The sequence below is a fragment of the Methanovulcanius yangii genome (assembly GCF_018687785.1).
Taxonomy (GTDB): domain Archaea; phylum Halobacteriota; class Methanomicrobia; order Methanomicrobiales; family Methanomicrobiaceae; genus Methanovulcanius; species Methanovulcanius yangii.
This window is the reverse complement of the sequence record NZ_LTBL01000001.1, coordinates 390,953-405,702: the sequence shown is the minus strand read 5'-3', so window position 1 is coordinate 405,702 and position 14,750 is coordinate 390,953. Positions and strand designations below refer to the sequence as shown.

Genomic DNA, 14,750 nt, shown 5'->3' with positions numbered 1-14,750 from the left:
GGATAACCTTCTGAAGCAGACCAAACAACAAAAATATATTTTGCTGGATGGTACATTTGTTTAGGAAAGCAGGGGGATTTTTTTAGGTGACCGATAATGCACAAATCAACGTATATACCCTTGAAAACTGTCCAAACTGTGAACTTTTAAAGGATTTTCTGGATGGCGCGGGTGCGAAGTATACAGTTCGTGATATGATGAGTGCCGAGGCACTTACAGAACTGAGGATAAACGGGGTTTTCGTCCGGGAGGCACCAGTTCTCCAGGTCGGAAAGACGTTTCTTACATCAAAAGACCTTTTTGATGCAAAGGGTGTCATTGAGGATGTGGTAGGACCTCTCTGTAAAGGTGACTAGACTATGGCACGTGAACACCATCGTGTCGAATCCCAGCAGACACTGGACGGATTCTATGTCCCTGCACTTCCAAAAGTGCGCACGTCCAGAGGGCATATTATCGACTGGGACAGAGAAAAAATCGTACAGCAGGTTCTTCAGGAGACACAGCTCGTCAGTACATTTTACGGAGAGGAAGGGGCTGACGAGGAACTGGCGCGGCAGATTAGTCTTGAGGTCGAAAATAAAATTAAGAAACTCAAACTACGGTATCTTACCGGTCCGCTCATTCGTGAAATTCTGAATATCACCCTCCTGGAACGGGATCTTACGAGTTACCGCAATGTATGCACCCGTGTTGGTACACCGGTCTTTGATGCTCACCTGATTGACGTCGGCAGGGGATTTGAAGCCCACGACAATGCCAATCTGCAGGAGAATGCAGAGACGTCACATAAGAAAAAAGCCGACAAGATCAGCAAGGAACAGTATCTCCTCCAACTTCCTCCGGAGCTCGCCGATTACCATCTTTCAGGAGATCTGCATATCCATGACTTGGAATATTTTGGCACCCGACCATTCTGCCAGGACTGGGATCTCAGGTACTTCTTTTACTATGGCCTCATGCCCGACGGCAGCGGTACCAAGGCATCAGTAGCCGGTCCGGCAAAACGGGCAGAGGTCGCTGTCCTGCATGCGGTCAAGGCCCTCGGGAGCGCACAGACGAATTTTGCTGGCGGCCAAGGATACTATAATTTTCTCACCTTCCTTGCCCCCTATTTCGAAGGGTTTGGTTATGACGAGATAAAACAGCTCATGCAGATGTTCGTCTACGAGATGACCCAGATGATGGTGGCACGCGGTGGACAGGTCGTCTTCTCTTCCGTCCAGCTCTCCCCGGGAGTTCCCACATTATGGAAAGAAAAACCATGTGTATTCAAGGGAAAGATCTGGAATGGGGAACAGGCGCCAAACCGAACATATCAGGAATTTGAACGTGAAGTGAGGCTGCTGTTCAAGGCACTCATGGAAGTGATGCTGGAGGGTGATTTCTGGGGTAAACCCTTTAATTTCCCGAAACCGGAAATCAGCATTGAACCCGATTTCCTCGTGGAAGACGAAGAATATAACGTTGCACACCCGGAACTCCCCACGTATCATGATCTGTATCTGATGACCTTTGAACTGGCATCGAAGTATGGGACGCCCTATTATGACAACCAAATCCCCCCATACCGCGGAGCGGGAGAGGGGATCTCCTGTTACCAGTGCTGTGCCTACCAGTTCTCCTCTCTTGCGGAAGACGACGCTTCATTCGAAGATAAGATGTACTTCCGCGAGGGAGCACATTTCTCGATGGGATCATGGCAGGTTCTCTCTGTCAACTGCCCCCGTGCGGCATATAAGGCAGAGGGAGACGATGAAGCTCTTTTTTCGGAATTAAAGAAATTAATGGACGTTTCGGTGGAAATTTTCAGGATAAAGCGGCGCTGGATGAATCACATCCGTGCAACCGGACGTATGCCATTTGCCATGCAGAGACCAAAAGATCCAAACGACCCCGATTACGAAGAACGGGGACCCGTTGCCGTTGATCTGGAGGGATTGGTTTACACCATCGGCATCGTGGGTGTCAATGAAATGGTCCAGCACCACATCGGAAGCCAACTCCATGAAAGCGATGAGGCCTTTGCCTTTGCTATTCGGGCGATGACTGAAATGGAGCTCTACGCCCATGAGCTGTCTCAACGCCACAACATGGAAATCGCCCTTGCCCGGACTCCTGCAGAGACAACTGGCCAGAGATTTGCAATCGCCGACCTTATTGACAAACGTTTCCGCCCCCATGCAGAGAGCGTCGTCAAGGGAGATATCGGAAAAACATTGGAAGGACTGGGGAAAAGTTTTGACCTCCCCGTTTACTACACCAACGGTACACATGTCACCCCCGGTGCAGATGTTCCCCTGACAAAGAGAATGGAGATAGAGCATGTCTTCTTCCCGATTGTAGATGGGGGGAATATATTCCACATCTGGCTTGGCGAGGCCCGTCCCGATCCCCGTGGACTAATGGATATGGCAATGAACCTCTGCATGAACACCCAGATAGGGTACTTTGCCTTCACCCGCGACCTGACTGTATCACTGAGACAGTTTAAGGAATTCAGGACAGAGAAATTACCCGAATCGGGTCTTTCAGCAGTAGACTACCGGGTTGAAGTCTAGTTTCCAAACATGTCACTTCCCGAAAAACCGGTCCTTTTCATCGATGTCGGAAGGGGCACACAGGATATCCTCCTGTATGACCCTTCATGCCCTATAGAGAATTCGTACAAATTTGTTTTGCCATCACCAAATGAGATTATTGGAAGGAAGATAGAGAATGCCGCACAAAGGGGACTGCCGGTACACCTGACCGGACCGGTGATGGGAGGGGGCCGGAATACCCAGGCAGTGGCAAAATGGATTTCAATGGGAGCGAAGGTCAGTGCGACCCGCTCCGCGGCACTGACTATCAAGGATAATCTTGAGGTAGTGAAAAACAAGGGAGTGATCATCACCGAAGAACCCCCCGAAAATGCTGTTCATATTCACACGGGGGATTACATGGAAACCGAACTGCGGGAGATGTTCCATCGTTTCGAAATTCCGTACCCACGGCACCTTGGCATAGCTGTCCAGGACCACGGGTACAGCCCCGATATGAGTAACAGGCTTTTTCGTTTTGCTCACCTGCAAAAAACCCTTGAAGAGAGGGACTGGAATCTTTTCGGGCTCATCGACGATCCACCTCACCCGTCGATGACACGAATGAATGCTATCATACAGAAAAAACCCGATGCCCTGGTAATGGATACGGGACCTGCTGCAATACTGGGTGCACTCGAGGACCCACTGGTAAAGGACCATGCAGGGGATGGAGTGACGGTTGTCAATGTCGGCAATGGCCATACTCTCGCATTTACCATTATGGGTGATGAGGTCTGTGGCATATTTGAACATCATTCACGGGCTTTGAATCAGGAACGCCTAAGAAAATATCTGGAAAAACTGGAAAACGGAACTCTCACCAACGAGGAAGTCTATAATGACCACGGACATGGAGCTGCCGTACATGCCCCGATGGAATCAACACTTACCGCAGTGACCGGACCAAACAGAAAATCGCTTCTTCCCCAAGCATATCAGGCCGCCCCTTACGGAGATATGATGCTCACCGGATGTTTTGGCCTGCTCTGCGCCTGGTCAAGGATACGATAGCCAATCCCGGTTACAATTATCATATACAAGCGCAATTACCCGTCCATGAACCGGAAAAAATTCACACTTCTGATGATGGTACTTCTCTGTATTGCCGGTGCCGGATGCACTGCACCAGAGGAGAGCATCGAATCCCCACCAACACCCGTCCCCCTTGTGACCGGCGCCACCACTCCTCAACCAGCAGAGACGGAGACTTCATCCCCTCCGACAGAAACCACACCCCCCTCACCATCACCGCTTCCGAAAGAGTGGAGAGCGGATGGAATCATCTCCGAAGGGGAATACCTCAACTCATTGACCGTGGGCGACGGTATAATGGAGATCTTCTGGTCATCAGAATCCGATATACTCTATATGGCACTCCGCAGTCGTCACGAAGGGTGGGTGGCAATAGGATTCAGGCCGACTTCAGGTATGGACAACGCAGACATTATTCTCGGTGGATCGGAAGATGGTGAAACCTACATCTATGACATGTATTCAACCGGGCCATATGGTCCACATCCTGCCGATACGGACCTTGGGGGGACGTTTGATATCCTGGCCTTTGAAGCCATTGAATCGAACAGCAGAACTACAATCGAATTCTCACGTCTGATGAACACCGGAGACAAATTTGATTCAGAATTGACGGAGGGTGAGACGATTCCAATTATCTGGGCAGTGTCGGCTAATGACGAACCACTATTGAAACACAATATTGGCAAGGGAAGGGTGGATTTTACCACCTGACCCATGCGCTTAAAATCCCATGTAAATACTTGCAGCCAGCAGTCCATGAACGATGGCAAGGATAAACGAAACCTGGGCCATCCTTATGTGCCAGATTATTGGAATTTTTTCCTTCCTCTGACGATTGAGAATAGGAATTGATGCCGTTCCAACAAAACTCAGAAGCGTTACAGCCCCTATTACCACCACCACAGGCAAGGTATACACTGCATAATACGCAATATCCTGTATCATAACCTCTATCCGCCGATTAGTTCCTTCTGCTGGAATGGACGGAATATCAGATAAAGGTTGCCGGATCGGCACCAAAAAAAAAGGTTATTCGTAATCGTCCTGAACGAGCTGGACATCACTGATGTCATGCTGACGTTCTGCAAGACGCTTTGCTTTGAAGATATTCTTACCCGCTTTGCCGATAGCAATCCCACGGTCTTCTTCAGCAACGTCAATCAGGGCCACAAGTTCCCCTTCCTCATTTTCATCGATGGAAACGGAGATGACTCTTGCAGGGAGGAAACAGTTGCGCAGAAATTGTTCTGCGTCATCTGAAAACTCCACAACCTCAATTCTTTTTCCCATCTCATCTGAGGCTTTCTTTATGCTGGAACCCTGTTTGCCGATAGCTCGCCCCATCTCACCAGGATTTATGACAAAGATGAGACGCTCGTTACGTTCGTCGACAATACAGTCCCGGCTTCCTGCACCAGTGATTGCTTCAAACTGGGCCATGAGCTGGAGGCACTGCTCATTCAATACAATTTCACCCATTTCAGGCCCTCTTGAGATTCAGAATATCAGATTCACCGGCGTCAACCACTGCCAGCGCACTGACCATGTGCGGCCTTCCGCAGGCTTTGCCGAGCTGCATACTTGAACCCTTATAGATATACATGAAAACCTCAGGTTTGTCCGCAATATAACTGACAATCTCTTCAGGACAGTTTTTTGCTACAACAACCATCTGTGCAGTACCGTTTTCAATACAATCTTTTGTAGATTTCTGGCCATGTACAACATTGCCAGTTTTGATAGCGCGTCTCAGAGACGTTTCGAAATCCATTGAAATTCTCCTAGTTGATTGGTTTTGCGATGAGTTTTACATCACCGGTGCCGAGTTGGATCGGCTGACCGACGATGACGTTTTCGGTCACACCTTCGAGGACATCCTCTTCATTTGCGACTGCTGCGTCAAGCAGGTGATTGACTGTCACTTCGAATGCCGCACGGGAAAGAACACTCTCTTTCTCTCCGGCAATACCATGACGGCCGATCTGTTTGACCTCGCCATCCATACACATCATATCAGCGACAAGCATGATGTGGCGAACATCCACCTGGATACCCTGTTCACGCAGTGTGGATAGCGCCTCGTCGATAATTGCATTTCTGCCTGCTTCGATTCCCAGAACCTCTGATATCTCTGCGATATTATTGGTTCGCGTCCGGGACGTATCGACGCCTTCCACCTGAAATACATCCTTAAGGTTTGATCCTTCGGTATATAGAATGTATTCTCCGCTCTCCTTTCGGACGACCACACGCTCAATATCATCTATACCCTGAACGATGACATCGCGCACATGATTATGAAGCTGGAAAAGGTTCTGGTAGCTCTCAGCATTCTTGGGGAAGAAATGGATCACAGCCTTATCCGCATCCGCTTCATGCTCGAAGTCACGGTAATGATGGCGGCTTCGAATCTTCTCAGGTGCTTTCTCTATGATATCCTCAACACTGATCTTCCGTTTTTGACAGACTTCCTTATTGATCTGAACAAGAATCTCCATGTTCACAAGGTCGGTCGTCACATCACCAAATTCGCTGAGGCGTGTCGCTTCAATCTGCCAACTCACATCGCGGGCACGATCCCTGTTCGTATTGAAATCATCTTTCAGGTAGATCGTCATCGTCGGAGTTGATGGCGTCTTTCGTGCATCCATTATCTCAATGAGACGGGGAAGACCCAGAGTAACGTTGATTTCCGCCACACCCGCATAGTGGAACGTTCGCATCGTCATCTGGGTGCCCGGTTCCCCGATTGATTGCGCAGCGATAATTCCCACTGCCTCGCAGGGTTCAATCCTGGTTTTGCCATATTCATCAAAGACCTGATTCATGACCCTATCGAACTGTTCGGAACTGACAGGCCTTCCTTCCATGAAGGTAATCAGATCAATTTTGGTCTTTTCAGGCAGATCCGAGGATCTGATCTGCTCCCGCATGTATTCTTCCATCAGACCTCCTCCTGAAGAACATTCTCCACAATTCCCTTCACATCGACCGGGTCACCGAAACTACTTCTGGAGGGATCCGTGCCATCCTCACCATAGGTGAACTGAATGATCCTGCCTCCAGTTGTACGAACGGTCTGGTCATACGCTACCTTCAGGTCCTGGAGTGCATTGATCATACGACGCTGAAGGTACCCGCTCTGAGAGGTACGAACCGCAGTATCGACGAGACCTTCACGGCCACCAATGGCGTGGAAGAAAAATTCGGCAGGGGTAAGACCACTCTTATAACTGTTCTTAACAAATCCGTGCGCTTCTGCTCCGCGGTCACCTCGTTTGAAATGGGGAAGCGTACGGTCCTCATATCCACGAGTAATACGTTCACCACGCACTGCCTGTTGTCCAATACACCCCGCCATCTGCGTAAGGTTCAGCATTGAACCACGTGCACCACTCACAGCCATGACCACAGCACTGTTGGAGAGACCCAGGTGACGACCTGCAATCTCTCCGGTCTTGTCACGAGCCTTTCCGAGAACCTGCATGATCTGCATCTCGAGGGTCTCCTCAAGGGTTCGACCGGGCATTGGTTCGAGCTGGCCTTCCTGGTAGATCGTAATCCTGCGGGTTACATCCTGCATTGCTTCTTCGAGAACTTCATCGATGAGTTTGTACTCCGTTTTGGTGAGATCCTCGTCGTCAATACCAAATGAAAACCCATCATACATGATGCCGCGGATAGAGAGTTTGGTAGAATCATCGATGAACTGTCCGCCACGGTGCTGACCGTGCTGGCGGATAATACGCTGAAGAATTTTACCATCAAAGGCACCGATTGATTTCTTATCGATTGTACCTGTGAGCAGTTGTCCGTTGACAACCCTGACATATGAATCCTGCTCGCAGTCTTCCTTCTTACACTCCTTACAGTTCTTACATGAACTTGCACGGTAGACAAGGTTGAGATCATCGGGCAGGATCATGGAAAATACCTGCTTGTTCGACCAGTATTCAATACCGTTTTCAACCCTTCCGGGTTCTGGCAGGTGATCGGGTACACTCGAGCGAAGGAGATAGATGACGCCGGATTTGTCGAACCACCGAAGTGTATGGGTCAACAGGAATATCCCGGATATGTGATCGTGAATTCCCCCGATGATCGGTCCGCCAAATCTGGGCGAGAGGATGTTTTCACACACGGATGCAAGCATCAATGCTTCCGCCCTCGCCTCCTCGGTCTGGGGAACATGGAGATTCATTTCATCTCCATCAAAATCCGCATTGTATGGTGGACAGACCGCTGGATTGAGGCGGAAGGTCTTCCCATCCATGAGCACAACACGGTGCGCCATAATGGACATCCGGTGCAGTGAAGGCTGTCGGTTGAAGAGGACGATGTCTCCATTTCTCAGCTGGCGGTCAACTGTCCAGCCAGGCTCGAGCATTTCTGCAACCGTCTCGGTCGTCTGTTCATTCAGACGCACACGGCGGTTGTCAGGCCTGATGGCATAATTGGCACCACAGGGTTCGGTCAGGGTCTTGCGTTCAGGCCCCTTGAGGACCATTGCGCGGACTTCTTCGATGTTGAAGGGCGTCACCCGAATTGGAACGCTCATCTCATTTGCAACCGCCAGTGGAATACCTACTTCCCCTATGCTCATGTTCGGGTCAGGTGAGATCACGGTACGCGCAGAGAAGTTAACACGTTTACCGGAGAGAGAACCACGGAAACGACCGTCCTTCCCTTTCAGACGCTGAGATATCGTCTTGAGAGGACGCCCGGAACGGTGACGTGCCGGAGGACATCCCGCAACCTCATTGTCGAGATAGGTCGTCACGTGATACTGAAGCAGTTCCCAGAGATCCTCAATGATCAACTGAGGCGCCCCGGCATCCTGATTCTCTTTAAAGCGCTGGTTGATTCTGATGATATCAACGAGCTTGTGTGTCAGGTCATCTTCAGAACGCTGACCATTCTCAAGGATAATCGAAGGCCGCATCGTGACAGGCGGAACAGGAAGGACCGTCAGCAACGTCCACTCGGGGCGTGCGACCAGAGGATTGATACCGAGGAGGCGAAGGTCCTCATCCGGGATCTTTTCCAGTCGTCCCCGGATATCAGCCGGCGTTAACTTGTGATCCTGTTTTCTTCCCTGTTCGTCGGTCCAGACCTCGGAAAAGGTAGTTGGTTTCTCGAAGTTAATCTTATTTTGCTGAGCACCGCAATGCGGACAAATCCGTTCCTTCTTGATATCCTTCTCGGTAATGACATCGTCATTGCGCTCCTCTTCGGGACCAAGAATTTTATGAACTTCATCCGGACTCAGGAGAAGCCGGCTGCATTCACGGCAGGTAACACGCAGCAGTTTTCTGATAAGCCGGGTATACCCGACGTGAATGACCGGTTTTGCGAGTTCAATATGACCAAAGTGGCCAGGACAGTCACTCGCTTTGTTCCCACAGGTCTTGCATCGTAACCCAGGGTCAATAACCCCGAGGTGAAGATCCATCAGACCCTGGGGATAGGGGAAACCATCATCGTCGTAGGTATCTGCCCATATGATCTTCCGGACACTCATCTTCCGGATTTCCTTTGGAGAGAGCAATCCGAATTCGATTTTCCCTACTCTTTTTGGACTTGGCATTTTCTATTTCCCCCTTTAAACCTGGTCCTCCAGGTGCATTCTCGGGGCAATACCCATACTCTTCATCTCATCGAGGAGAAGTTTGAATGCATAGCTCATTTCTACCGGATAGATATCGGTTTCATTCCCGCACGCCAGACAACGTGTCACATTGCGGTTGCGATCGAGAAACGCGATCATTCCACACTGTGCACAGACATACTGTTCCACCTTATCGGATTCGTCGAGAAGACGCTCCTTCAGTGCCATTGCTGCGCCATGACCAATCATCACATCGCGCTCCATCTCACCAAACCTGAGACCTCCCTCACGGGCACGACCCTCGGTAGGTTGACGGGTCAGAACCTGCACAGGTCCACGCGAACGCGCATGCATTTTCGATGAAACCATGTGATAGAGTTTCTGGTAAAAGATGACGCCTACATAGATATCCGCGTGGAACTGTCGCCCGGTAATGCCGTCATACATGACCTCGCGGCCATTATGCGCAAAACCGAGTTTCTGCAGTGACGCCCTGAGGTCCGTCTCCTTCTCTCCAGAGAAAGCCGTGGCTCCAATTCTGCGCCCCTCAAGCGACCCGACCTTTCCGCCAAGCATCTCCAGCATATGGCCGATAGTCATACGTGAAGGGATGGCATGGGGATTGATAACCAGGTCCGGCGCTATGCCGGCTTCTGAAAACGGCATGTTCTCAGGCGGAACTATGAGTCCGACAACACCCTTCTGTCCGTGACGTGATGCAAACTTGTCACCGACCTCCGGGACTCTCAGATCGCGGGTTCGGACCTTCACCAGACGGGAGCTGTTCTCACCCTCGGTGATGATGACGGTATCAACAATTCCGTGCTCGTTACTCCGCATCGTAACGGATGTGTCACGGCGTTTTTCAACGGTAATCAGTTCCCCGGATGGTTCTTCAAGGAACCTCGGCGGCGATGTTTTTCCGATAAGGACATCCTTCTCCTTCACAACCGTCTCTGGGTTGATGACACCATCTGTATCGATGTTCTGGTAATACTCGGCGCCATGAGCCCCGGAGACCTCTTCATCAGGAACCTCTATCTTATCGACCTGGCCTCCGGGATACCGGCGTTCTTCCCCATCATAGGTACGGAAAAAGTGGGAGCGCCCGACTCCACGATCAATAGAGGCCCGGTTGAAAATGAGTGCATCCTCGATATTGAACCCTTCATACGAGAGAATGGCAACAACAAGATTCTGTCCCGCCGCCCGGTCATCAGATCCGATTACTTCCGTGGTCTGTGTGTGAACCATCGGTTTCTGGACATAGTGAAGCATATGGCCCCGCGTATCAGGCCGCAGTTTCATATTAGAAGCTGCAAATCCAAGGGCCTGCTTAATCATTCCGGCACCCATTGTCACACGCGGAGATGCATTATGCTCAGGGAAGGGAACATGTGCAGCTCCAATCCCCAGAATGAGGGAGGCGTCAATCTCCATATGAGTGTGCTCGGGAGTGATCTCCTCCTCACTCATCGCGATATAAAGGTCTTCTTCCTCCTCAGCATCGATGAATTCAACGATGCCACGGGAAACCAGATCCTCAAACTCGATCTCACCAGACTTTACCCATTCAATATCCTCATCGGTGACGAGAGGTTTTCCCTCATCAACAACAATAAGCGGCCGGCGGGCTCGGCCACGGTCCGTATGGATGATTACATCCTCATTGTACCGCTTGTATGAGATATTGATCTCTGTTGAAAGTTCCCCGCGGCGTCGCATCTTACGGATACGCTGAACCATCTCTTCCGGATTCTCAGTCAGCCCGACCAGCGCACCGTCAACGAAAACACGAGATTTCTTCAGTTTCATAGGACCTCCTTCTTGAGCTCTTCAACCCCGACATTGTAGAGAGTACGGATAACCGCCTGTTCATCCGGCACTCCCTTTGATATCTCTACCATCTGTGCAAAATTCTTGACAAGACCACAGTTCGGACCCTCAGGAGTTTCTGACGGGCAGATTCTTCCCCACTGGGTAGGATGCAGATCACGAGCCTCAAAATGGGGCTGCGAACGTGAAAGGGGAGAAATCACTCTCCTCAGGTGGGAGACAACGGCCATATGATCGGTCCTGTCCAGAAGCTGGGACACACCGGTTCTGCCCCCGACCCAGTTTCCGGTGGCGAGCGGATGCAGAAGACGTTCCGTCAGCACATCCGCACGAACAGCAGTACTGATAGACAGATCACGGTGACGCATGCTGGCTCGTTCCAGCTGATATTTGACATCGCGGGTGAGGCGATTCAGGGAGATCCTAAAGAGATCTTCCATCAGATCACCGGCGAGTTTCAGTCTCTTGTTGGAATAATGATCCTTATCATCTATTCTGCGGTTTTCGAGAACGAGATCAAAGCATGCCTCAGCCATACGTCCGAGGAAGTGCGCCTTTGCCAGACGCACACTCTCCACGGCATGCTGATACCCGGGATCCTCTTCCTTGAGCCCTTCCGGCATCAGATAATTCAGGTGCGGCAGAAGGTAATTGTCCAGGACAAATTCCGCACGCTTGCGCTGGTAATCACGCGTCTGGTTTGGTGCGAGTTTTTTGCCGACGTACATGATGCCGTCTTCGGTGGTGTCGCATTCGCTCTCCTCCAGATTCTGCATCATGAAGGTGAGGATATCTTCGTCATTTGAGACCGCATTGACGATATCGTGGTCACTGGTGAGGCCCAGCCCACGCATTAGGTCCACGTAACGAAGATGCCCTGCAACGGAAGGGAAAGACACCTCAAGCAGGTTTTTCCTGTTGCGCTCCACAATCACGAGTGCACGATACCCCCGATATTGTGAGAAAACCTTGGCCACGTAAATGCGTTCGTTATACCGCTCGGTATACTCAGTCATGATCTTGTTGGAGGCAAGATCCTCGAGCGTCATCAGGACACGTTCAGATCCGTTAATGACAAAGTATCCGCCAGGGTCATGAGAATCTTCTCCCTGGGCGATCCTTTCCAAATCGGACATTCCGCATAAATTGCAGCACTGTGATCCTATCATCACAGGAAGCTGACCAATCGTGGTAATTACCGGTTCCTGGCGCTCGTCTCCCTGGACGAGAACCATTTCCAGCTGTATCGGTGCCGCATACGTGAGATTGCGAAGACGCGCCTCACTGGGAAAGAGGTTCGACTGCGAACCATCAGCTTCGCGGACAACCGGTTTTTTCACTTCAATCTTTCCAAGTTCAACCCATACCGGTTCGTTGTCTTTACCACGCTGGCCAATATCGGTTTCAATAACCCTTTGTTCATCAACCACTTTCTGAAGGTTATAGTTCAGAAAATGGTTGTATGAATCCAGCTGATGGCGTGCTACGTGTTCCCGGGAAAAATAGGCTTTAGATAATACTTTCCTATCAAGCAGAGAGATCACCCCTGAAATCAGAGATTTATTACTTCTTTGGCCTCTTTACGACCATCCTGTATGATTCAGCCCTTCCTGCAGTCTGGCTGTTGCGGACAATCCGGACAATGTCATTAACGTTCCCGTCAATGGCTTTCACCGCGGGATCGTCATGATAAATTTTTGGTAGTTGATCATGGGTAATCTGGTAGGTGGATAGCAGGTCATCTACCTCCTCCTGCGTCATGATGTGATGTTCCGGAACCATCACGTGGTTTAATACAGAAAATTCTTTGGTGCTCATCTTATGCCCCTGCTCATAACGAGTTTTTTTTCAGATGCATCACCGCGAAAAAATCACAGAGTGCGCCACAGTCATCGCTTGGTGGCAACGGGCCCGGAGGGATTTGAACCCCCGACCACCTGGTTAAAAGCCAGGCGCTCTGCCTTACTGAGCTACGGGCCCCGCATGTCGATCGAATCAGCATTATTACAATGCAGTGTGGAACCATAAACCTTTCCATCATTTAAAAATGCCCGACCGGGAGAATCACCCAATCCAAGGAATATCCGCGCACCATAATTTCAGAAAATCTGCTCTGGCACCAGTAAAATATGATACAACTAATATATGGGATACCACGCCTATTATGGATTAGTGATGGCCATGAATGGAGAAAAAACCACATTCCAGTCAAAAATGATCGACACGGTATCATCCGGGACGATGATCATCTACCTGATCATTGCGATAATTCTACTCGCTTTGGCATTTTTCTCACTCTATGATACAGCCCTCGGTTTCTGGATAATAATTTCCGGGAACGAGGCCGAGGGAATGCTGCACTCGCTGCATGCCGTCCTTCTTACAATTATCATCGTGGAAGTTCTTGAAACGGTTCTTGTTTATCTCAGAACGAACATCATCCAGGTCCGTCCCATACTCATTGCCGGGATAACGGCGATGGTTCGCCGTCTGCTGTTCATCGACACCGAAATCCTGACCACGATGTTACTATGGGAACTCGCCCTTTCAATCCTGGCCATATTAGTACTGACCATCGCCATCTATACAGTCAGCCGGGATACAAAAGAAAAATAGTTTTTGGATATTTATTCCGGACGAATATGCTCTTTTTTTATCTGGTTGAGGCGCTCTTCCTGGAATTTTATGCTCATACCCATACTCTCAATAGCCTGCTGGATATTCTCGCCCACCTTGACATTCGAATCATTCAGATTATACGTGGATTCCAGTATCTTCAGGAGGCGTTTGGATACATCAGCACTCTTTGAAAGGCGCTCATATTCCTCAATGATCTGTGTGTCCGCCCCTTTGCTGCGTGCTTCCTCAATATCCGCATTAATCTTTTCCTGTCGCTTGAGCACATATTCAATCGCATCGTATAGCTGACGGTGGGTCGTCGGTTTCATGATGTAATCTTCAATATATGCCCCATACTCCTGGGCTTCATCAGGAGTAAGCTGTTTTGCGGTGAGCATCATTACGGGAACATTGGCAGTGGCAGGGTTCGATTTGATGTTTTCGAGGGTTTCCCACCCGTCCATCGGTTCCATCATGATATCGAGAAGGATGAGATCCGGACGTACATCCTCAAGAACTTCCAGGCATTCATTTCCACTATATGCAGCAATCGGCCTATATCCTCCTCTTTCGAGCATTGCCACGAAGACATCAACAATCATCGGGCTATCGTCAACAATTAAAATGGTATACATTACAACTCCTCCCCTATTCTTCCACAAATTCCTGCCAATGAATTCTTCACTGAATGTACATCAGATTGATTATTAATAATTACTGTAATTAGTGCATTTTTTCCTGCACTGCAGATAATGAGAATCGCATCCGCCATCTCTGCCACCACATAGGACGGTGGTGAAAGATGGAGAATGCTACTCGCTCCTTCCGAAGATGCCAGCATTGTTGCAGCCATTGCAGCAAAGGACGGCGCAGATACACCCTCATCCATCTGCCTCCCCATTATATGCCCCGACCTTGATACGATCGCACAGGAAGTTACCGCATCAAGCGACATCACCTCATCAACATATTTTTGGATTTTATCCCTTAATGGACGATTTTCACTCACTCTGCACTTCCCTGTAAATAATTTTTTTATTCTAAATGTGTTTTTTAGTTTTCACTCA

At 49.7% G+C, this 14,750-nt stretch carries 15 protein-coding genes and 1 tRNA gene; 5 read left to right on the top strand and 11 right to left on the bottom strand.

From position 1 onward, the window contains the following. Window positions 1–86: 86 nt before the first annotated feature. From AZH53_RS02095 to AZH53_RS02080, 4 genes are all read left to right on the top strand, one after another. Window positions 87–356 (top strand): glutaredoxin family protein, encoded by a 270-nt coding sequence (locus tag AZH53_RS02095; protein WP_319641901.1) that lies wholly within the window; start codon window positions 87–89, stop codon window positions 354–356. A 3-nt stretch (window positions 357–359) separates the two neighbouring features. Then, entirely contained in the window at window positions 360–2,561 is a 2,202-nt protein-coding gene (gene nrdD, locus AZH53_RS02090) for an anaerobic ribonucleoside-triphosphate reductase (RefSeq protein WP_319641900.1), read from the top strand. A gap of 117 nt (window positions 2,562–2,678) precedes the next feature. Beyond that, window positions 2,679–3,596 (top strand): DUF1786 domain-containing protein, encoded by a 918-nt coding sequence (locus AZH53_RS02085; protein ID WP_319641899.1) that lies wholly within the window; start codon window positions 2,679–2,681, stop codon window positions 3,594–3,596. Between the two features lie 45 nt (window positions 3,597–3,641). After that, complete coding sequence (locus tag AZH53_RS02080) at window positions 3,642–4,331, top strand: DOMON domain-containing protein (RefSeq protein ID WP_319641898.1); 690 nt, start codon at window positions 3,642–3,644, stop codon at window positions 4,329–4,331. A gap of 9 nt (window positions 4,332–4,340) precedes the next feature. On the opposite strand, the gene AZH53_RS02075 is transcribed toward AZH53_RS02080, so the two are convergent. The 9 genes from AZH53_RS02075 to AZH53_RS02035 form a co-directional block, all read right to left on the bottom strand. After that, window positions 4,341–4,565: a hypothetical protein gene (locus tag AZH53_RS02075; protein WP_319641897.1), complete on the bottom strand. Its 225-nt coding sequence runs from the start codon at window positions 4,563–4,565 to the stop codon at window positions 4,341–4,343. 84 nt (window positions 4,566–4,649) lie between these two features. Next, window positions 4,650–5,099 carry a NusA-like transcription termination signal-binding factor gene (locus tag AZH53_RS02070; RefSeq protein WP_319641896.1) on the bottom strand — a complete coding sequence of 150 codons (450 nt, stop codon included), beginning with the start codon at window positions 5,097–5,099 and terminating at the stop codon, window positions 4,650–4,652. Window position 5,100: 1 nt separating this feature from the next. Then, window positions 5,101–5,391: a 50S ribosomal protein L30e gene (locus AZH53_RS02065; protein ID WP_319641895.1), complete on the bottom strand. Its 291-nt coding sequence runs from the start codon at window positions 5,389–5,391 to the stop codon at window positions 5,101–5,103. A 10-nt stretch (window positions 5,392–5,401) separates the two neighbouring features. Continuing rightward, window positions 5,402–6,553: a DNA-directed RNA polymerase subunit A'' gene (gene rpoA2 / locus AZH53_RS02060; RefSeq protein ID WP_406600384.1), complete on the bottom strand. Its 1,152-nt coding sequence runs from the start codon at window positions 6,551–6,553 to the stop codon at window positions 5,402–5,404. A gap of 11 nt (window positions 6,554–6,564) precedes the next feature. Further along, window positions 6,565–9,207: a DNA-directed RNA polymerase subunit A' gene (locus tag AZH53_RS02055; protein WP_319641893.1), complete on the bottom strand. Its 2,643-nt coding sequence runs from the start codon at window positions 9,205–9,207 to the stop codon at window positions 6,565–6,567. Window positions 9,208–9,222: 15 nt separating this feature from the next. Next, the gene (gene rpoB, locus AZH53_RS02050; protein ID WP_319643620.1) at window positions 9,223–11,037 is read right to left on the bottom strand and encodes a DNA-directed RNA polymerase subunit B; all 1,815 of its coding nucleotides are present in this window, start codon (window positions 11,035–11,037) and stop codon (window positions 9,223–9,225) included. Between the two features lie 2 nt (window positions 11,038–11,039). After that, window positions 11,040–12,608, bottom strand: a complete 1,569-nt coding sequence (locus AZH53_RS02045; protein ID WP_406600367.1) for a DNA-directed RNA polymerase subunit B'' — start codon at window positions 12,606–12,608, stop codon at window positions 11,040–11,042. A 19-nt stretch (window positions 12,609–12,627) separates the two neighbouring features. Continuing rightward, window positions 12,628–12,882, bottom strand: a complete 255-nt coding sequence (locus AZH53_RS02040) for a DNA-directed RNA polymerase subunit H (protein ID WP_319641892.1) — start codon at window positions 12,880–12,882, stop codon at window positions 12,628–12,630. Between the two features lie 88 nt (window positions 12,883–12,970). Then, window positions 12,971–13,044: transfer RNA gene (locus tag AZH53_RS02035), tRNA-Lys, on the bottom strand. Window positions 13,045–13,239: 195 nt separating this feature from the next. Here AZH53_RS02035 and AZH53_RS02030 point away from each other — a divergent pair. Next, window positions 13,240–13,680: a phosphate-starvation-inducible PsiE family protein gene (locus AZH53_RS02030; RefSeq protein ID WP_319641891.1), complete on the top strand. Its 441-nt coding sequence runs from the start codon at window positions 13,240–13,242 to the stop codon at window positions 13,678–13,680. A gap of 11 nt (window positions 13,681–13,691) precedes the next feature. Here AZH53_RS02030 and AZH53_RS02025 read toward each other — a convergent pair whose 3' ends face one another. Together AZH53_RS02025 and AZH53_RS02020 are read right to left on the bottom strand one after the other, a co-directional pair. Continuing rightward, on the bottom strand, window positions 13,692–14,318 hold the full coding sequence (locus AZH53_RS02025) for a response regulator (RefSeq protein WP_319641890.1): 627 nt from the start codon (window positions 14,316–14,318) through the stop codon (window positions 13,692–13,694). Then, on the bottom strand, window positions 14,318–14,692 hold the full coding sequence (locus AZH53_RS02020) for a roadblock/LC7 domain-containing protein (protein ID WP_319641889.1): 375 nt from the start codon (window positions 14,690–14,692) through the stop codon (window positions 14,318–14,320). Before AZH53_RS02020 ends, AZH53_RS02025 begins: the two co-directional genes overlap by 1 nt. Between the last annotated feature and the right edge of the window lie 58 nt (window positions 14,693–14,750).